The 18,144-nt window shown below is 65.8% G+C and carries 23 protein-coding genes and 1 tRNA gene; 15 read left to right on the plus strand and 9 right to left on the minus strand.

Going from position 1 to position 18,144, the window contains the following annotated elements; all coding sequences use genetic code 11:
- The first annotated feature begins 76 nt into the window (after positions 1-76).
- The gene (locus LKO27_RS02940; protein ID WP_227735398.1) at positions 77-1,072 is read left to right on the plus strand and encodes a TerC family protein; all 996 of its coding nucleotides are present in this window, start codon (positions 77-79) and stop codon (positions 1,070-1,072) included.
- Between the two features lie 130 nt (positions 1,073-1,202).
- Here LKO27_RS02940 and LKO27_RS02945 read toward each other — a convergent pair whose 3' ends face one another.
- Positions 1,203-1,796, minus strand: a complete 594-nt coding sequence (locus tag LKO27_RS02945; protein ID WP_227735399.1) for a hypothetical protein — start codon at positions 1,794-1,796, stop codon at positions 1,203-1,205.
- Positions 1,797-1,995: 199 nt separating this feature from the next.
- On the opposite strand from LKO27_RS02945, the gene LKO27_RS15475 reads away from it, so the two are divergent.
- From LKO27_RS15475 to LKO27_RS02955, 3 genes are read left to right on the plus strand one after another with little or no spacing between them, the layout of a single operon-like run.
- Positions 1,996-2,481, plus strand: coding sequence for a DUF6653 family protein (locus tag LKO27_RS15475; RefSeq protein ID WP_370629979.1), 486 nt, complete (start codon positions 1,996-1,998; stop codon positions 2,479-2,481).
- 31 nt (positions 2,482-2,512) lie between these two features.
- The gene (locus LKO27_RS02950) at positions 2,513-2,716 is read left to right on the plus strand and encodes a CopG family transcriptional regulator (protein WP_227735400.1); all 204 of its coding nucleotides are present in this window, start codon (positions 2,513-2,515) and stop codon (positions 2,714-2,716) included.
- Positions 2,713-3,075 (plus strand): type II toxin-antitoxin system death-on-curing family toxin, encoded by a 363-nt coding sequence (locus LKO27_RS02955; protein ID WP_227735401.1) that lies wholly within the window; start codon positions 2,713-2,715, stop codon positions 3,073-3,075. The genes LKO27_RS02950 and LKO27_RS02955 overlap by 4 nt, the downstream gene beginning before the upstream one ends.
- 25 nt (positions 3,076-3,100) lie before the next feature.
- Here the strand turns inward: LKO27_RS02955 and LKO27_RS02960 are convergent, their stop codons facing one another.
- Together LKO27_RS02960 and LKO27_RS02965 are read right to left on the minus strand one after the other, a co-directional pair.
- Positions 3,101-3,346 (minus strand): hypothetical protein, encoded by a 246-nt coding sequence (locus LKO27_RS02960; RefSeq protein WP_227735402.1) that lies wholly within the window; start codon positions 3,344-3,346, stop codon positions 3,101-3,103.
- Positions 3,330-4,628 carry a tyrosine-type recombinase/integrase gene (locus tag LKO27_RS02965; RefSeq protein WP_227735403.1) on the minus strand — a complete coding sequence of 433 codons (1,299 nt, stop codon included), beginning with the start codon at positions 4,626-4,628 and terminating at the stop codon, positions 3,330-3,332. The genes LKO27_RS02960 and LKO27_RS02965 overlap by 17 nt, the downstream gene beginning before the upstream one ends.
- A 209-nt stretch (positions 4,629-4,837) precedes the next feature.
- On the opposite strand from LKO27_RS02965, the gene LKO27_RS02970 reads away from it, so the two are divergent.
- Positions 4,838-5,563, plus strand: a complete 726-nt coding sequence (locus LKO27_RS02970) for a hypothetical protein (RefSeq protein WP_227735404.1) — start codon at positions 4,838-4,840, stop codon at positions 5,561-5,563.
- Positions 5,564-5,934: 371 nt separating this feature from the next.
- Positions 5,935-6,771, plus strand: coding sequence for a hypothetical protein (locus LKO27_RS02975; protein ID WP_227735405.1), 837 nt, complete (start codon positions 5,935-5,937; stop codon positions 6,769-6,771).
- 164 nt (positions 6,772-6,935) lie between these two features.
- Here the strand turns inward: LKO27_RS02975 and LKO27_RS02980 are convergent, their stop codons facing one another.
- Positions 6,936-8,207 carry an ATP-binding protein gene (locus tag LKO27_RS02980; RefSeq protein WP_227735406.1) on the minus strand — a complete coding sequence of 424 codons (1,272 nt, stop codon included), beginning with the start codon at positions 8,205-8,207 and terminating at the stop codon, positions 6,936-6,938.
- 307 nt (positions 8,208-8,514) lie between these two features.
- Positions 8,515-10,983, minus strand: a complete 2,469-nt coding sequence (locus tag LKO27_RS02985) for a hypothetical protein (protein WP_227735407.1) — start codon at positions 10,981-10,983, stop codon at positions 8,515-8,517.
- Between the two features lie 157 nt (positions 10,984-11,140).
- Here LKO27_RS02985 and LKO27_RS02990 point away from each other — a divergent pair, with 157 nt between their 5' ends.
- The 5 genes from LKO27_RS02990 to LKO27_RS03010 all read left to right on the plus strand — a co-directional run bounded on the left by LKO27_RS02990 (position 11,141) and on the right by LKO27_RS03010 (position 14,057).
- Positions 11,141-11,470 carry a helix-turn-helix domain-containing protein gene (locus tag LKO27_RS02990; RefSeq protein ID WP_227735408.1) on the plus strand — a complete coding sequence of 110 codons (330 nt, stop codon included), beginning with the start codon at positions 11,141-11,143 and terminating at the stop codon, positions 11,468-11,470.
- Positions 11,471-11,472: 2 nt separating this feature from the next.
- Positions 11,473-11,961 carry an SRPBCC domain-containing protein gene (locus LKO27_RS02995; RefSeq protein ID WP_227735409.1) on the plus strand — a complete coding sequence of 163 codons (489 nt, stop codon included), beginning with the start codon at positions 11,473-11,475 and terminating at the stop codon, positions 11,959-11,961.
- An 18-nt stretch (positions 11,962-11,979) separates the two neighbouring features.
- On the plus strand, positions 11,980-13,329 hold the full coding sequence (locus LKO27_RS03000) for a DNA polymerase IV (RefSeq protein WP_227735410.1): 1,350 nt from the start codon (positions 11,980-11,982) through the stop codon (positions 13,327-13,329).
- 33 nt (positions 13,330-13,362) lie between these two features.
- The gene (gene thpR / locus LKO27_RS03005; protein WP_227735411.1) at positions 13,363-13,926 is read left to right on the plus strand and encodes an RNA 2',3'-cyclic phosphodiesterase; all 564 of its coding nucleotides are present in this window, start codon (positions 13,363-13,365) and stop codon (positions 13,924-13,926) included.
- Positions 13,927-13,975: 49 nt separating this feature from the next.
- Positions 13,976-14,057: transfer RNA gene (locus tag LKO27_RS03010), tRNA-Leu, on the plus strand.
- A gap of 21 nt (positions 14,058-14,078) precedes the next feature.
- On the opposite strand, the gene LKO27_RS03015 is transcribed toward LKO27_RS03010, so the two are convergent.
- Positions 14,079-14,618, minus strand: coding sequence for a DUF6328 family protein (locus tag LKO27_RS03015; protein ID WP_227735412.1), 540 nt, complete (start codon positions 14,616-14,618; stop codon positions 14,079-14,081).
- 111 nt (positions 14,619-14,729) lie between these two features.
- Here LKO27_RS03015 and LKO27_RS03020 point away from each other — a divergent pair, with 111 nt between their 5' ends.
- Positions 14,730-15,107: a helix-turn-helix transcriptional regulator gene (locus tag LKO27_RS03020; protein ID WP_227735413.1), complete on the plus strand. Its 378-nt coding sequence runs from the start codon at positions 14,730-14,732 to the stop codon at positions 15,105-15,107.
- Positions 15,104-15,595, plus strand: coding sequence for an SRPBCC family protein (locus tag LKO27_RS03025; RefSeq protein WP_227735414.1), 492 nt, complete (start codon positions 15,104-15,106; stop codon positions 15,593-15,595). The genes LKO27_RS03020 and LKO27_RS03025 overlap by 4 nt, the downstream gene beginning before the upstream one ends.
- On the opposite strand, the gene LKO27_RS03030 is transcribed toward LKO27_RS03025, so the two are convergent.
- Together LKO27_RS03030 and LKO27_RS03035 are read right to left on the minus strand one after the other, a co-directional pair.
- The gene (locus LKO27_RS03030) at positions 15,553-16,266 is read right to left on the minus strand and encodes a YigZ family protein (protein ID WP_370629940.1); all 714 of its coding nucleotides are present in this window, start codon (positions 16,264-16,266) and stop codon (positions 15,553-15,555) included. The two genes, LKO27_RS03025 and LKO27_RS03030, sit on opposite strands and share 43 nt — an antisense overlap.
- Positions 16,259-16,738, minus strand: a complete 480-nt coding sequence (locus LKO27_RS03035) for a peroxiredoxin (protein WP_227735415.1) — start codon at positions 16,736-16,738, stop codon at positions 16,259-16,261. The genes LKO27_RS03030 and LKO27_RS03035 overlap by 8 nt, the downstream gene beginning before the upstream one ends.
- Positions 16,739-16,787: 49 nt before the next feature.
- Between LKO27_RS03035 and LKO27_RS03040 the strand changes: the two genes are divergently transcribed.
- Positions 16,788-17,123 carry a DUF3618 domain-containing protein gene (locus tag LKO27_RS03040; RefSeq protein ID WP_227735416.1) on the plus strand — a complete coding sequence of 112 codons (336 nt, stop codon included), beginning with the start codon at positions 16,788-16,790 and terminating at the stop codon, positions 17,121-17,123.
- A gap of 23 nt (positions 17,124-17,146) precedes the next feature.
- Positions 17,147-17,443 carry a co-chaperone GroES gene (locus LKO27_RS03045; RefSeq protein ID WP_227737195.1) on the plus strand — a complete coding sequence of 99 codons (297 nt, stop codon included), beginning with the start codon at positions 17,147-17,149 and terminating at the stop codon, positions 17,441-17,443.
- A 72-nt stretch (positions 17,444-17,515) separates the two neighbouring features.
- Here the strand turns inward: LKO27_RS03045 and LKO27_RS03050 are convergent, their stop codons facing one another.
- Positions 17,516-18,055 carry a PadR family transcriptional regulator gene (locus LKO27_RS03050; protein ID WP_227735417.1) on the minus strand — a complete coding sequence of 180 codons (540 nt, stop codon included), beginning with the start codon at positions 18,053-18,055 and terminating at the stop codon, positions 17,516-17,518.
- Positions 18,056-18,144: the final 89 nt, after the last annotated feature.

Below are 18,144 nucleotides of genomic sequence, written 5' to 3' on the forward strand. Positions count from 1 at the left end.
GCCATCGGATCCGGCGAGCCGGCTCTCAGAGCCGGGAGAGACCTCCGATCGGAGTATCGATCGGAAGGAATCCGTCATGAACGTCCCGTTGTGGTTGTGGGGTGCCGTCATCGGCGCCATTCTTCTAATGCTGGTCATCGACCTCGTGGCCCACCGCGACGCCCACGTCATCAAGGTCCGTGAGGCAGCGGCGTGGAGCGCTGCATGGGTGGCACTGGGTGTCGGCTTCGGTGCGTGGTTGTGGTGGTGGCAGGGCGCGGAGGTGGGTCAGCAGTACTTCGCCGGTTACCTCATCGAGAAGTCACTGGCCGTCGACAACGTCTTCGTGTGGGCGGTCATCTTCAGCTACTTCGCCGTCCCGGCTCGCTTCCAGCACCGCGTGCTCTTCCTGGGTGTGCTCGGCGCTCTGGTGCTGCGCGGCGCGTTCATCGCCGTCGGGGCGGTCCTCATCGAGAACTTCTCCTGGGTCCTGTACGTGTTCGCGGCCTTCCTGCTCTACACGGGCTGGCGGATGATCAAGCAGCGCAACGAGCACCTGGACCCGGAGCAATCGGTGGTGCTGCGGCTGTTCCGTCGGTTCGTTCCCATGACGGACGCCTACTACGGGCAGCGCTTCCTGGTCCGCCGTAGCGGGGTTCTGCTGGCTACGCCGCTGCTGGCGGTGCTGGTTCTCATCGAGGCCACCGACGTCGTGTTCGCCGTCGACTCGATCCCCGCGATCTTCGCGGTCACCGACGAGCCGTTCCTGGTCTTCACGGCCAACGCGTTCGCCCTGCTAGGCCTGCGTGCGATGTACTTCCTGCTCGCCGACCTCATGCACCGCTTCGTGCACCTGAAGATCGGCCTGGCCCTGGTGCTGGTGTGGGTGGGCATCAAGATGGCGCTGAAGATCGACGTCTACTACATCCCGACGCCAGTCTCGCTGGCGGTGATCGCGACCATCCTGACCGTCTCCGTCATCACCAGTCTCCGAGCCACCCGAGGCGTCACAGTCACGCCCGCCGAGCCGTCAGGGCCCTTCCGCCAGGCCACGGAAGAGGAGATGGCCGAGCTGGATGCCACAAACCGCTGAGGGTGGCGCTGAACGGGGAAGTGGAGGGGACGCTTCATTCCTGCAGCATGGACCATCCCCAGGTCGCTGTCTCCGCGTTTCGACCCGTCAGGGAACGGCCCGGAAGCGGAACGTTTGCATTCTTGTCGCCTCACCCGGACTCTGACTTGGGCGGATGCGAACTGCGGGGGCGCCATCGCGCTCCGAGGGCGATGATCGCGCCGATCGCCAGCAGCACGAAGCTGGCCGAGAGTGTTAGCCACTTGCCGGCGGTGAAGAGTGGCGCCAGCTCCGCGAGCACTGGCGTCCGGGCTGGATACCGTGCCATCACCGTCGCGGCGCAGATGTTCTCGGCGTAGTCCAGCGCCACCGCGACGACCGGTAGCAGGGCCACCGCCGTCCACCGACTCCCGGGAGCTGTCGCTCGCGCCCAGACCCAGGCGAGCGCCGTCAGCAGGAACGTCCCGTACACCAGCGGCCAGATGACATCGAACGTCACGCGCGCGTGGACATAGGCAGATCGACCGTGTCGTCCCCACGCCTCGGCCGCTGCGTAGAGGTCGTCCGGGTGGTACCAAAAGGATGTGTCCGGGGCGGCGTAGCGGACCGTGTAGAAAGCCCCGGCCTCAGCCTGTGCCGGCAGCACCATCGCGGTGAACAACGCGAACAGCACCAGCGCCCCCAGGGCCATCCAGCCCCTTACTCCGCCCGCCAGGCGCGCGGCGACCCGTTCCACCAAGTTCATCACACCTCGTCCCTAGTGATGCTGCGATGCTATGTGATCCGCGCAGCTGGAAGGGCCGTCCATGGCACTCCGAGCGTGGTCCCCCTGGTTGACAAGCCAATCGACGGCTCGTGCGCGCTTTGGGCTGCGCTACCCTCGCTCATAGCCGAAGAGTCGTGCGTTTGTTGGCGCCACTGTGATCGAGCTGTCAAGCTGGACGGTGGCTTCCAATGAGGACTCTTATTCTTGGGTCTTTCAGCGACATGCGCATCCGTTCAGTGCTTGGTCGAGGCTCTTGAGTACTCCACTGCTGTTGGTCCCGTTGTGGACTCGGCGCTGGCGGTTGTCCGTCCCCATCGGTGCCTGGTTCGCGGTCAACCCGGTGATCACCCCCCGGGCCCACGACACGTCGTCGTTCGCGACACGGGCCATTCTGGGCGAAGAGTCCTGGACGCGGAAACCCTACGTCCGAACCGAAATTGCTGGCCCTGACCGGTTTGGCAAGTGCATCGCTCGTGGGCGCCATGGTGGCTGCGCATCAGCACAGGAAGACAGGTGCGGTCGTCGGCAATGCAGTCTTCTTCATGGTCACTCTGTGGGAGTGGAGGCTGTGGGCACGCCGCTTCACGCTCGAAACCCGCCTAACGGCCGCCAGCCCGCAAGACGCGATGTCACGCCGATGACAAGTTGGCGGAACGCGGCATGAGCGTGCGATACCACCCTGGTATCATGATGGCATGGCTATGACACTCCGGCTGGAACCTGAGGACGAGAAGGCCCTCGCACTGCTCGCCGAGGCCGAAGGGGTGAGCAAGCAGGAAGCCACCGTGCGCGCTATCCGGGAAGCAGCCGCACGACGGCTCCGCGAGGACAAGGTACGACTCCTGTCCACCGCGGCTAGGGCCCGCTACGCCGATCTGCTCGACCGGTTGGGCCAGTGATCGAGTACCTCACCCTCGAGGACGTCTTGTCGTTGGTGGAAGACCTTGGAGTTGGCCCCGTTCGCGACATCGGACTGCTCGACTCCTCGGTCCACCGCCCGCGCGTGAGCGTCTTCGGCAGGGATGCGTATCCCGGCCTCGACGACAAGGCAGCGGTGTTACTCGAATCGCTGGTTGGAAACCATGCCCTGGTCGACGGGAACAAGCGCCTGGGCTGGCTGTCGCTGGTGATCTTCTACGGACTCAATGGCATCGACTTGGACGCGCCTGACGACGAAGCGTACGACCTGGTTATCGCGGTCGCCAGCGGGACCGCGACGTACCAGGAAGTATCGGCGCGCCTCGCGTCTTGGCACTGACCACCAGCGGCAGATCCGGATGGTTTCAGACGGTCTTGTCCTGGTTGAGTCGGTCGAGGATCCAGGAACGCACCAGGGTCGACGGTGGAAGGTGCTGGGCGTCGGCGGCCTGCTGCACCCGGGCCTGCTCGTCTTCGCTGAGCCGGATCGAGTACACCTTATTCCGGTTCGGGCGGGATGGTCGCGCATCCTCCGGGTAGTCGTTGTCGCGGGTTCTCTCGGACTCGTCTCGCAGGCGAGCCGCCAGCGCACGGTCAATTGTCTTTGCCATTGTTGGTCCCCTCTCGATACAACCTCAGATCGGCACCCGTTGCCGGCCACGCATTGATCCCGTGGAGATCTCCATCAGCGTCTCGAAACGCGATGACGACCAGCACTCGGCCAGCAGTCGGGGAGAAGCCGATGAAGCGAGAAGCACCCATCCGTGATTTCGGGTCCGGCTCGAACGCCGCCATGTCTGGATCATCCATCACCTGCTGCGCCCAATTCGGTTCGACGCCACCCGCGCCGGGGTAACGATCGCCGCGATTCCGGATGTATGCCACGGACTCGTCGTCCCAGTTGAGTTCCTCTCCCACGTCGCCGAGTATAGCGTCCGACAATGTAGTACGAAACCGGGTTCGAAGGCTGTCAGGTGCCGGAGGCCATGTAGGCGGCGAGAAAAAAATGTAGTTGGGATGCCTGTCGAGGTTCTTGCGGGCGCGGTATCGCATGGTGGTTCGTGGGTCCGCGTGGCGGGCCGCGATCTGCACGTCACGCAGGTCGACCCCAGCATCAAGCATCGTGGTGACGAAAGTGTGCCGCAACATGTGTGGGTGCATCCGCGGCAACGGGACGCCAGCAGCCTCGGCGAGGTGCTTCAGCCGGCGGGTGGCGGCGTGTCGGTCCATCCGCGAGCCGCGACGGTTGAGCAGGATCGACCCCTCCGCTCTTCCGGCGACGGCTTGTTCGACCGCCCGTTGAACCGCGGGCGGGAGTGGCGTGAGGACGACCTTGCCGCCCTTGCCGTGGACCTTCAGCACGCGGTGGCCATGCTCCTCGCCGAGGTCCTGGATGTCGGCGCCGCATGCCTCGAAAATCCGGAGTCCAAGTAGTCCAAGCATCACCACCAAGGCGAAGTCGTTGACGTTAGCCGACAGCCGTGAGGCGCTGAGCAAGGCCTCGAACTGTAGGTGTGAAAGGCCCAGAGTCGGGGACTCTGGCGGCACGTTAGGGCGCCTGACGTAGTCAGCAGGCGACGCCGGGATTACTTGGTCGATAACGCAGGTGCGATAGAAGCCTGCCATCACCGAGACCCGACGGCTCACTGTCGAGGGCTGAAAGTGTCGCACCTCCTGCATCCAGCGCACGTACAACTCGATCTGCGCCCGGCTGGCTTCCAACGGTTCCAGACCCCGCTCGCGGCACCACACCAGAAATGCCCGCAGGTCTGATTCAGTATGTGCACGGGTCTGGCCACGGTAACGAGCCAGGTATGCGGCCACCGCCCTGACCAGCGGATCGGTGGCAGCGTCGATGAGAACAGGAAACAAGACAAGATCAGGAGTGCTCATGGCCAGATCCTGCGCCCCCGCGAACGCAACCGCTCAGGATCGAGATCACACCACACCGCGTGCGGCATGTCCGGACGATGGGTACGCAGCGATCAGCCCGCACGGCCGAGTGCAAGTCCAGGCCAGGCTCTGACCACTCGCTGCGCCGCTGAATCGGCACATCTCCCGCTGTGGTGGTCCGTATGCTCGGCCACAAAGGAGGCTGGGTCATGCCCATAGATACGAGTTTCGACTTCCGCGGCGACGCTGCCGGCGGCGATCCGGACGCCACCAGTCCCACCCTGAAGCGTTACCACCAGCTGCTGTGGAGCAAGCCGTTGCCGATCGGGCCGACCTTCACCTTGGACGCTCACACCCGGTTCGCGTATCTGCACCACAGCTCCCATCTCGGCGAGTTTTGGCTCGGCAGCGACGCGGTGATGGCGAGCTTCAGCAACTGGCTATCAGCGCAACACCTGATCCGTCAGTTCCCGCCGCGGGAAATCGAGCACTTCGATGCCGTCGGCTACACGATTGGCGGCATGATGATCTTCCCGAACAACATGATCGACCGCCTTCACACCCTCAACCAGGCGCGCGGGGTCACTCGACAGATCGCAGACCGGATGGACCTCACCCTGGAGTGCATCCGCCGCTGGTACCAGGGTGACCACGCCACGCCACTGAGTGCAACCATCGGGCGGTACGCGGACTTCTTCTCGCTCTTCCGGGATTTCGATGGCTACGTCGACTTCTTCCTCCTGCAAGACTTGGTCGATTCCTCCGGCATGGTCCGCTTCTTCACCGCCTTCGAGGGCTTTGCCCCGTCCGGTGTTCCCCGTACTGTCGATGAGTACAAGCGTTTCCGTGATTCCTCGATCAGCTTCATCGAAGCCCGGAATCGGCGCATCGCAGACTGGGCCACCGAGCACTTGACCCGGGAGCAGGCCCGATAGTGGATCGCTAATGGATCGCCGAGGAACCAGATGGTGATGAGATCACGGCGGGCTGTGAAGCTCCCGTGCGAGGCGCGGCAATTGAGGGCGGTGGTGCTCGGGTGCCAGGCAAGCCGGAAGGCTACCCTCGCACACTGCGGCAATTGAGGGCGTCTGCAGACGGATCCATTCGTGAATCCCCAAGAGGGCGGTCCTGTCAGGACGGCAGCTAGCGGGTCCGAACTTCAGCAGGACCCACCCCCTGACCTGTCCGCGGTTAGCAGCGGGCATAATCACCCCTACGGCCGGATCCCGCGGGTTCCCGGCTGGGTGCACCACTGCGTCGGCATCGGCAGCATGTGCGCGTCTGACAATCGAGAGCGGGTTCCTGCATGACGCCAAAGAACGCGAGATTCCACAAGGTTGCCACTTGGCTCGGGATCAACCGTGGAGACGAGCGGTACAGCGGACCCAATCGCCGCCTGGATCAAGACCCGGCGTTCAAGGAATCCGTGCACACGTGGTTTCAGCAAGCCATCCCAACCCTGACCCAAGTGTCCATCCAAGTGTATGCGGACCCAAGACGGGCAGGAGACTCAATGATGTCGGTGATCACCACCCGAACCGGAAGGTCCGCCAGCCTGGTGTGCTCCCTGCAGATCCCCGACACCGACGACCCAGATCGAACCGCCGAGGATGTCGCGATGATCCGGGTCGTGGAAGCCGGCCTGGAACGCATGGGCAAGTGCCTCGCAATCAAGGAGCCAGCACCCAAGGTGTCGCTCCACGCAAAGGAGGTTGAATGGCTCAACGAGCACGGGGAGCCGACGGTCCACATCGGAGACCGACCAGTCGAGCTGACCGCCAAAGTCGAGCCAGAAACCCACCCTGTCCAGCCACCCCCCAAGCTGGACGTGTGGCACTACTTCCCCGGAGACCTGGGCGACCCCATCGCGCACTTCCGCCACGAATTCTCGCGGTTGCCGACCAAGCAGCGCAAACAAGTGGCCACCGCGGTGCGATGGCACATCGATGACTACATGGACGCCTACCAGGACGCTTCCGAACTCGGCTGCATCACCGACAGTGAGGCAATACATGCCGCAGCCCTCATCTGCGGCGGCAAACAAGTGTGGACACAAGCCATCGCCAACCCCAACGACTTCCAAGACCTATGGCCAGTAGACGACGACGCCGAGGAGATACTAGAAATCGTCAACTGGACCTGAACCACCCAGAACACGCACCCCCAGGGCGTCACGCCGCCGAAGCCTGACATCACTCGCCGGCACTCGTCCAATAGCGGCGTACGCAACGCCGTCCATCAGTGAGCCGCCCACCGCGATCCCGCTCGGCGTCCGATCAACCTGCGGCAGAGTCGGATGTCGGCCAGTCACGGTGCGAGGAGTCCGAGGGGGACCACAGCGATGCCGTCGGGACGCCGGTAGGCGTTTGGCCCGGTGTTGATCACTACTGCGTCTAGCAGCCTGTCGCCCATACGGTCGGCTAGCCAGTGGAGGTGCTTGATGTCCTGGTCGGTGACGGTGTTGGCCAGTTTCACCTCGACCGCCAGGGCTCGGCCGTCGTCGCGGACGACAACCAGATCGACTTCGTGGTCGCCATTGCGGGTACGCAGGTGACCGACAGAGGCTTCCGCCGCCTGCGCCGGGACCCGGACACACAAGGTCACCAACGACTCGAACAGGTGACCCAGAACGCTGCCTGACTGCGGACCCACCGACGTGCCAACGCCATCAAGCAGAGCGTCACGGCTGAGGCCGAGGAGACGCGCGGCAAGCGCCGGGTCTGCAAGATGATGCTTAGGCGTCTGCCCCAGCCGGGTCAACAGACTCCCGGTCGGCGCCCACGCCGGCACCGGGTCCAGCAGCCACAAACTGGACAACACGTCACGGTAGGCGATCGACGTGGAGCGGGCCGGCTTATCGCCCTGCCCCGGTGTCGCGGCATCCAGGATCTGCGCATAGCTCGCAGTGGTCGCCGTCGCCGCAGCGTAGGCACGCAACCACGTCAACATCGCCTCAGGCTTCCGCACCGCCAGCCCCTGTTCCGGGACGTCACGATCAACCGCGTTGTGTAGGTAGGAGTCGAGCTGGAACCGCCGCGACCTCCCCACCAATGGCCGCATCGCCGGGAAACCCGACGCGACGATCTCCTCCACGTAGTCGCTCAAGGTCAGCGGGCAGGACCCGGCCAGCGGTCCGCGACCTCCACCCAGCAGACCCCGCAAGCTGACCGTGGGCTGCGTCACTCCCCGCTCGGACAAGGTCATCGGACGCATCCGCAACCGACCGATCCGACCAGCCCCGGAATGCGCCGTGGCCCCCGGCGCCGGGGAGGCGCTGCCGACCAGCAGGAACTGCCCGCCCGTCGGATCAGCATCCACCGCACGGCGCACGACGTCCCACACCTCGGGGACCTTCTGCCACTCGTCAATCAACAGCGAGCGCCCACGCCCCAACACCTGCTCCGGCTCCGCGGCGATCGACTCACGAATAGCCTTCGAGTCCAACCGCACCACTCCGGCAACCCGCTGCTCAGCGGTCGTGGTCTTCCCCACCCCTTTGGGCCCGTCAACCGCGATCGCCGGAACCTGCCCGAACAGCTCATCCAACTCGTCATCAAGAATCCGGCGCGCATACTCCATGCATGAACCATACAAGAAGCAGGATTCGAATCAGTCAATTAGCATGGCATGAATCAGACAGATTGCAGGCTCGCACATCGGCATGACAGTGAGCTCGAGCTTCGCCAGTTCCGGACAACCGACTCTCGCCATCTTCGGGGTTCTCCAGACTTCGCGGGCCAACGCGCAAGTCGCTCGACCGACGGCTGCTCCGGTAGCACCACGACGATCGCCCGGCCCTCGAGGCCGGGCGATCGAATGGCAGGAGACCGGGTCAGGGGCCAGAGGCGCTGCAGCCCCTGCCGCATCGATGTCTGGTGGTCGCTGACTAGCCACCAGCCTTCGGGACGCGCTTGCCGGGACGCTGGGTGATCAGTGGGAACAGCGCGAGGTCGTTGGCCCACATGCCCCAGGTGGCGGTGCCGTCGGAGGTGAAGGAGAAGAAGGCGTTGTTGTACCAACCAACGGGGACCTCCGGGTAGATGAGGGTTGCTTCGGGGTTCGTGACGGTGGGAAGCTCCCGGATCTCATTGACTCTGTTCACCCACACCAACATCCGCCCCTTGGACTGACCGAAGTCCCCGTAGCCGCCCAGGTTGCCGCGCTCCACGACGCGCCGCTTCGAGAGGTCGTAGCTGAACCATTCCCCATTGGGGCGGCGTCCCATCGCGTACAACAATCCGTCCTGGATTGCGATGCGCTCGTAGGAGTCCCACTCAGGGTCAAGCACCTCTCGCCACAGCACCTCGCGGGTGTTGAGGTCGATTGCCGCCACCTCGGCGGCGTCGCGGATCGGGCCCGGCGTCGACTGACCGTAGGTGTCGCCACAGATGTAGAGGACGTCGCCGTCGATGGCCATTCCCGTCACCCGCTGGTCGGGGAGGATGCCCTCCCGCATGTCGTAGGTTTCGGTTTCCAGGTCCACGAACGTCAGGGCACCGTTCCACGCGCTGTTGCGAGGGCCGGTGGCCACGACCAGCTGGTTGCGGACGCCGTCGGTGAGCATGGTGACAGGCCGTTGCTGGTTGCCGCCGATGGGACCGAAGTCCGTGGTCTCGAGTGTGTCGCGGTCGTACTTGACGATCGAGCAGCTCGGGTACATGGCGGCATAGACGGACCCGTCGGGTCCCTCCGTCATGGCCTTCGCCTCGCCGCGGGCGGGCAGGCTCTGCGAGCTGTGGGGGTTGGTCTCGTGGACGGTCATCGTGAAGTGGCCGCTGACGAACACCCGCTGGCCGTACTCCTGGAACACCATGCTCTGCGCCTCGTCGGGGTACACGAAGTCCGTGGACAGCAGCGTGTTCACCGTCAGCCCGGTGCCGTCGACGCCCAAGGTCCAGATGTCACCGACGCCGGTGACGCCGACGAAGCGGCCGTCGGTGGTCATGTCCAGCAACACGTTCTCGACCTCGTCGTAGGGCTGGCCGATCTTGGTGAGGGTATCCGGGTCGACGCGGTAGAGGTTGGTGGTCCGGCGAACGATGGCGTAGACGGTGCCGTCCTCGGCGACGGTCAGGCGGTCGGCGAAGCGGTCCTCGGGCGCGATGGGGCGCACGACACGGTCGGAGCCGTCCGAGCGGAAACTCACCACCTCTGCGCCGCTGGCGACGTAGACGTGCTCACCGGAGTGAGTCATGTCGAGGATGCCGACGGGGGAGTTCGTGAGGTGCTCGCTCAGGTCGAGGGGATCCTCGCCGCCCTCCTTGGCCCAGCGCACGACGCCGCCGGGTGCGGCTGAACCGCCGTATACGTAGTTGTCGTCGACGGCGAGGCCGGTGGCGTACAGCGAGGAGGAGATCCGTCCGTACTCCTCGACGGTGGCATCGGACAGGCGCACGCGCCGGACCGTGCAGTCAGGGTAGGTGCCCAGGTAGAGGTGTTCGCCGTCCACCAGCATCTGGTAGACCCAGATGTTGTTGCCGCCGATCTGTGCCCACGGCCCGGCCTGGTTTGTCTCCGGATCATAGCGCCAGACGTTTCCGTGGCCCGCAGCCCCGACGTAGACGTAGCGACCGTCGTTGGCCAACCAGTTGCCGGAGGCACCACCGAGGTCCATGTCGAGGTACTGGACGAGGTTGCCCTGCGCGTCGACCTCGGCGATGCGCAGCATCTCCTCGACTGTGAAGCGGGCCGTGACGAACAGCCGGTCGCCCATTAGCGTCGCACCGCGCACCGCCGCAGCCGGTGCGGCAGGGCCGAAGCGCTGGATCGGGAAGGGGTCGATCGCGGTCAGCGACGCGTCGTCGAAGTAGGCGACACCGTCGGCGATGGGTTGCAGCAGCATCGTCGCGTGGGTGGCTCCCGCGGGTGCCTCGCCGTTGACGTCGACGCGTCTCCACACGTCTCCGGCGGCGAACTTCTTGCTGTGGGTTGCCAGGCGCGTGTTTCCGGACCCCCAGTACTCGAGGGTCACCGAGGCCTCGCCGGACTCGACGAGGGCGTAGCTGCTGGCCTCGTGCGTCACCTCTGGCCGGGCCGGTACGCGGGTGCTTCGCAGCCCGACTTCCGCGGCGTCGGCACCCTCGAGGCGGACTGCCCTGGCGCCGGTGCGGACGGCCGTCGTCTCGGGGCGGATGCGCTCGCTGGTCACCTCGCTGATGGATTCCCAGTGTGCGGGCCAACCGCTGGTGACATCCTCGAAACCCGCGTTGCGCAGGCCCCCTGCCGCTGCCGCCTCGTGGCCCGGGAAGATGCCCGCCCAGTTGGTGAGTGCCCCAGCGCCGACGGCGAGCGTGCCTCCCATGACGGCACGCCTGCTGGCCCGGATCGGCTGTCCGGCTCGTACGTCGTTGTTCATGATGCTCCAACTCCTTCGGTGGCTACAGAATAGGTTTTCTGTAGCCACAGGATGCCATTCGAAGGGGTCAACGCTGCCGGTCGTCCGTTCGGCGATCCGCAAACCTTGCCTCCGATGGCGTAAGGGCGTAACCTGCAACCAAATGGTTGTAGATCAGTTGAGTGACGCAGAGGTCGACCGCATCTTCCAGGCACTGGCGGATGTGACTCGTCGCGACATCATTCGTCGGGCGATGCTGCAGGAGCAGTCGGTCTCGGCACTGGCCCGCAACTACGAGATGAGCTTCGCTGCCGTGCAGAAGCACGTCGCGGTCCTGGAGCGGGCCTCGCTGGTGGTCAAGCAGCGACGCGGAAGGGAGCAGTTGGTGCACGGCAATCCCGAAGGCCTGAACCGGGCGATGGAACTGTTGCGGGCCTATGACGAAATCTGGCGCGCACGCGCCAGCCGGATCGGGGACATCCTCTCCGACGACAGCCAAGGACACTGAACATGACGATCTCCAGCACCAATCTGGATGCCCAGGAGCTGACGTTCACGCTGGTGAACGAGTTCGACGCCCCCGTGGAGCGGGTTTGGCAGGTCTGGGAGGACCCGCGCCAGCTCGAACGCTGGTGGGGTCCGCCCACCTGGCCGGCCACCTTCACCCGCCACGAGTTTCGCACCGACGGCCAGGCCCGCTACTACATGTCCGGACCCGACGGTGAGAAGGCGGCGGGGTGGTGGCGGTTCCTGGAGATCCAGGCGCCCACGCGGCTGGTCTTCGAGGACGGATTCGCCGGTGACGACGGCGAACCCAGCGGGTTTCTCGGCACGACACGGTGCGAGGTGACGCTGTCGCCCACCGAGGGCGGCACCCGGATGACGGTCGTGTCCCACTTCGAGAACAGGGAGCAACTGGAGGAGATGGTGAAGATGGGAATGGAGGAAGGCATGACGGGGGCCATTGGGCAGATCGACGCCGTCCTCGCCCAATCCTGACGGCGGTAGCCTCGGGGCATGCGCTCGTCGGCCAGCATCCTCCACCTGGACCTGGATGCGTTCTTCGCCGCCGTCGAGCAGCGGGACAAGCCGAGTTTGCGGGGCAAGCCGGTGGTTGTGGGTGGTGCTGGCCCGCGCGGCGTCGTCGCCACGGCGAGCTACGAGGCCCGACGCTTCGGTGTCCGGTCCGCCATGCCGGGCACCGAGGCACGGCGCCGCGCTCCCCAGGCGGCCTTCCTCGGTGGCAGGTTTGATGCCTACCGGCAGTCGTCGCGAATAGTGATGGCGCTGCTCAGGGAGATCTCGCCCCTGGTCGAGCCTCTCAGCCTGGACGAGGCGTTCGTGGACCTCGCGGCCAGCAACTGGGACCTGGGCGATGTAGAGGAACATGTCACCCGGCTTCGTGCCGAACTCGCGGAACGGACTGGGGGACTGACGGCGTCGGTGGGGGTGGCCTCCAGCAAGTTCCTGGCCAAGCTCGCCTCCGAGGCGGCGAAGCCGGATGGTTTCCGCGTGATCCGCACGGGGGAGGAACTGGACTTCATCGCGCCCCTTCCTGTCCGCGCGATCCCAGGCGTGGGTCCCGTCACCGAGCAGAAACTCATCACCATCGGCATGTACACCGTCGAGGACCTCCGCGGGGCGGACCCCGCCGAGCTCACTCGTGAGCTGGGCAGGGCGGCGGGCGAGGCGTTGGCCCAGCTCGCGTTCGCCCGCGACGACCGACCGGTGTCCGCCGAGCGCGAGGCCAAGTCCATCTCCACCGAGGACACCTTTCCCGTCGACATCAAGGACCGTGGCGAGTTGGAGACCATCCTTCGCCGCGACGCTCTGCAGGTGGCCAGACGCGTGCAGGCCGCGGGCCTGTTCGCCCGCACCATCAGCGTCAAGGTGCGGATGGGGGACTTCACCACCATCTCCAAGGCGCGCTCGCTCGCCGGTGCGACCGACCGCGTCGAGGTGATCACGGGCGTGGGTGGGGAACTGCTGGCGGAGGTGGATGTCCGCGGCGGCGTCCGGCTGCTCGGAATCGGGGTGTCCAACTTCACCAGGGCGGCCCAGGAGCAGCTCTTCGACGACGAGTCCGAGAGGCCGGTCGGGCCCACGGAAACGATGCGCGAGGTGGCGGTCTCGGGAGTCCGTGGCAGTGGGTACTACCCCGGGGCCGACGTCGAGCACGACGCGCACGGCCGGGGCTGGGTCTGGGGTGCCGGGCTGGGGCGCGTCACGGTCCGGTTCGAGACCCGCGAAACGGGACCAGGTCCGATCCGTACCTTCAAGGAGGACGACACCGCGCTGCGCCCCGCGACCGAGCTGCCGGACCTGCCGGGCAGCGCCGCACTGACCGACGCGTCGCCCGGGGAGTGACCGGCCGCGGGACGCGCCGCATAGAATCCAGGGATGGGAGCCAGACTCTTCACCGCGGTGCTGCCGCCACCCTCGGTGGTGCACGAACTGACCACCTGGCTGGAACCGCGTCGCGAGGCCGGCGTCGAGGTGTGGCGCTGGACCAGACCGGAGGGGTGGCACCTGACCACGGCGTTCATGTCGTCGGTGCCGGTGGATGCCCGGGACCGGCTGGTGGAGGGGTTGGCGGAGTCCCTCGGACGGGTGCAGAGGTTCGACGTCGGGGTCCAGGGAGCGGTCTGCTTCCCCGGAGTCGAGCGCGCCAAGGCGCTCGCGCTTGGGTTGGCAGACGGCAAGGAGGAACTGGCCGCGCTGGCGCGCAAGTGCCGAGCGGTCGCCGCACACGCGGGCGCAGCACCCGACGGCTCCGCCTTCGTCGGACACCTGACCTTGGCCCGAGCCCGGCGCCCGTTCGACGCCACCAAGTGGTTCCACGTCGTAGACGCATTTCCCGGATGGTCCTGGCCGGTGGAGGACGTGGTGCTAGTGGAATCCCACCTGGCGGACAAGGGCAACCGCTACGAGGTCGTTGAGCGCTTCGGGTTGTCGTCGACGTGATCCGGACAGCTGGGTGGCCTATGCTTGACGACGCTCCCAGTGTGGGCGAGCCGAAGTGGTGGAATTGGTAGACACGCAGGATTTAGGTTCCTGTGCCTTCGGGCGTGAGGGTTCAAGTCCCTTCTTCGGTACCGTGCCTTCCGGGCTGGTGGTCACCTGCTGGTGCCGGGTTGGGTCGCCTGATCGGACCGCTCGTCATTGGAATCCTTCGGCAGGACGGTCAGGGGAACCACGAGCCACAGGACGACGATCACCAGGAAGGTCGCGCCGGCAGATATCCAGGCGGTCGTCACCCCGACCACCAGGCTGACGATCAGCCCGACGGCACCCACGAACGCAGCGCCCAGGAAGCCGATGGACGCCTTCGCGACGTGGCTACCGAAGTCGACGAGCCGGTCCTTTGCCCTCTGCCTGAACAGGATCCGGTGCGCGATGACGGGCGCCAGGATGCAGATGGTCGAGGCGGTCATGCAGGCGAAGACGATGAGGTAGAGCAGGCGCTGGCTGGCGTCGAGGTCCCCGAATCCGCTCTGGAACGGCAGAATCAACAGGAAGCCGAACAGGATCTGGATGCCGGTCTGCGCCACCCTGAACTCCTGCAGGAGTTCACCCCAGTTGCGGTCCAGCCGCTCAGCCTCGGTCTCATGGCGGCGCTGAGAGCCTGAATCGGCTGCCTTGTCCTGGGGGCCCATCGGTCGATTGTAGAACCGGGACAGGGCGCTCCAAACGAATTCAACCAAATGGTTGACAAGTTCTTGTCGGGGGCGCAGCATGGTATTCAACCAAACGGTTTAGGAGTGGTCATGGCGGATGAGTTGTCGAGGGTGTTCGCGGCGCTGGCGGACCCGACGCGGCGGGACATCGTCGCGCGGCTGGCCGCAGCGGATGCGACGGTGAGCGAGCTCGCCGAACCCTACGACGTGAGCATCCAGGCGGTCTCCAAGCATCTGAAAGTGCTGGAGGACGCGGGGTTGGTCACTCGGAGCCGGGAGGCGCAGCGGCGTCCGGTGCACCTGGACGCGAACGTTTTCGATCTCATGACGAAATGGATCGAGCGCTACCGCAGGCAGGCCGAGGAGCGCTACCAGCGCCTCGACGCCGTGCTGGCGGAACTCAACGACACCTCCGGGACCGACGTCCCGGGGGACCAGCAATCCTCACCGAAGGGAATGGTGTCATGAGCACCTCAACACACATCACGCAGGCGACCATCACGGTCGACCCCGACCTGCCCATAGTCCGCATCACCCGCGACTTCCGGGCCACCCCCGCGCAACTGGTCCGGGCCCACACGGACAAGGACTTGTTCGCCCGCTGGGTTGGCCCCGACGACCTCGACACGGTCATCGACGAGTGGGACGCCCGAACCGGGGGCAGCTACCGGTTCCACCAGACCAGCGGCGACGAGGTCTACTCGTTCCGGGGCTGTTTCCACACCGTTTCCGAGGATCGCCTCGTGCAGACGTTCACCTGGGAGGGCATGCCCGACGCCGTCTCTCTCGACACCATGGTGTTCGAGGATCTCGGCAACGGCGTCACGCGGATGCACAGCCAGTCGCTGCTCGACAGCTTCGAGGGCCGCGATGGGATGATCGCCTCGGGCATGGAGGTCGGCATCAACGAAGGCTATGCCAAGCTGGACCGGCTGCTGGAGTCGGGCGAGGTCTGATCCACCCAGCGCTCGTCGACGAACCGGGCCACCAGTGATCCCGATGACAGGGCCGTGAGGGCGACGTCGAAGTCCTCACGGCTCCGCCGCGGGACCGCGAGGCGGATGGTTGCGGTCTGGGCCCAGTCCACGCCGTCGACAACCACGTGTGTCCCGTCGCCCAGCACTAGCCCCCGCAACTGGGACTCCACCGAGCCTGCGTCGGCTGCCGAAACCTCCACGGCCAGCACGCTGCACAGTACGACGGTCCTGGTTCCAGCCGCGGCCACGGCCCGGGCGACGGCGTCGGAGTACGCCCGGACCAGCCCGCCCGCGCCCAGCTTCACTCCGCCGAAGTAGCGGGTCACGACGGCGACGACGTCGGTCAGGTGGTTGCTGTTCAGGACGCCGAGCATCGGCACCCCGGCGGTGCCGGAGGGTTCGCCGTCGTCCGAGGAGCGGGCAGTGCGCGCGTCGGGGCCGAGCACGAACGCGCTGCAGTGGTGCCTGGCGTCGAAGTGGGTCCTTCGGCGGTCCTCGATGACGGCGCGCGCCTCGTCCTCGGAGGTGACCCTGCGCAGCCTCGTGAGGAACCTGGAGCGTTTGATCTCTAGCTCCACGTCGACGCCGCCACGGGGCGGGGCGTCGATGGTCAGGAACCCCGATGGTCCCTGCGGGAGCGGGTCAGACACCCAGTTCGCGTCGGAGCTTCGCCACGTGGCCGGTGGCCTTCACGTTGTACTGCGCGACCCGGACGGTGCCCTCGCCCTGCTCGTCGACGTCGATCACGAAGGTGGATCGGAGCACGCCCTCGATCTCCTTGCCGTAGAGCTTCTTGGTGCCGTAGGCGCCGTAGGCGTTCAGCGCTTCCTTGTCGGTGTCGGAGAGCAGTGTGAACCCGACGTCGGACTTCTCCTTGAACTTCGCGAGCCGCTCCACCGGGTCCGGCGAGACGCCTACCACCGAGTAGCCGGCCTCCTTCAGCGGTTCCAGCGATTCCGAGAAGTCGACGGCCTGGGTGGTGCAGCCCGGCGTCATGGCCGCCGGGTAGAAGTAGAGGATCACAGACGAGCCGGCGTAGTCCGACAGCGAAACGGAGTTGCCCTCGGAATCCAGCAGGGGCACGTCCGGGGCCTTCGAGCCTTGTGTCAAGCGCGCAGTCATGCGCCCATCCTAGGGGCTAGGCTGTGGGTGATCGACGTAAGGAGATTCCATGGCCAGCAGCAAGCCGCGCCCAGTGGCGGAGATCCGGGCGGACCTCGCGAGGAACCGCGCGAAGGTCTCGGAGTCACTCGGGGAGTTCGTCGAGGAGGTCCACCCCAAGAACATCGCCAAGCGAGGCATCGAGAGCGCGAAGGGGTTCGTCTCCGACGAGTTCGAGGCGGTCAAGTCGCAGGTCAAGGATGAGAACGGCTGGCGCACGGACCGACTGCTCGCCATCGGTGGCGCGGTGCTGGGCGTGGTCGTGTTCGTCGCGACCCTGAACACGATCGCCAACCGGCGTTCGGTGGAGTACCGCGTCCGCAAGGCACTGGAAGCGGCCAAGTGAGCGAGGCCGGCCTGGCCATCCGCATGCTGCACGACAGGGTGCTCGTCGACGTCGACGCCGCCTCCTCCGAACGGCGCAGCGGCGGGGGCATCCTGATTCCGGCCACCGTCCAGATGGGTCGGCGGCTGTCGTGGGCCAAGGTGGTGGCCGCGGGTCCGAACGTGCGTTCGGTCGAGGCCGGTGACCGGGTCCTGTTCGACCCCCAGGACCGCTCCGAGGTGGAACTCCACAACCGTACCTACGTCCTGTTGCGCGAGCGCGACATCCACGCCGTCGCCTCCGAGGGAGACACCGACGGCGGGACGGGGCTCTACCTGTAGCCAAGAGGAGTGCTGCTTGCGCCGCTCCGTGTGAAGCCGGCTCAGGTGGCCGGCCCGCTGCGCCCCACCGATCTACCTTACTGTTGGGCTTCCCTCGGCCAACTTCTGCCGGAACCAGTTGATCGCGAACTGATGGGAAGCTATCCCGAAGTCGAGGGTCGCCCGCTGGTAGTGGGCGAGATCGCGCTGTTCAAGGGGTACCTCCATGCCCTCGATCCAGCCGGCCAGCGCGCGCAACTGGGCGAGGTCTTCCTCTGCTCGTCGGGTAATGTTCTGCAGCACCGTGGCCCGATCGTCCGCGTCCAGCAGGCCCAGATAATAGAGCCGTGACAAGGCCGCGGTCTCAAGGTGGCCCGCAATCGGCTGGGACACCATCCAGTCGTGGAACTCTCGACGGCCTTCGTCGGTCACCCGGTACACCTTCCGACCCCTGGTGCCGGGCTCGACGCTTGCGACTTGGATGAGCCTGCGCTCAAGCAACCCGTCTAGTGCCCGCTTGATGCTGCCCGAACTCGCGCTGTAGAACAACGAGACCCCGGCCTCGAACCCCTTGATCAGGTCGTAGAGGCTCATTGGGGCGATGAGCAGCAATCCGAGAATCACATGTGCCATGACAGGACTCTACGCCATTGACTCTCAGAGACATGTCTAGTAGACATCTCTCAGAGAGATCCCAAGTACGGAGGCATCGTGACGCTGAC

Source organism: Tessaracoccus sp. OS52 (genome assembly GCF_020687685.1).
Lineage (GTDB): Bacteria > Actinomycetota > Actinomycetes > Propionibacteriales > Propionibacteriaceae > Arachnia.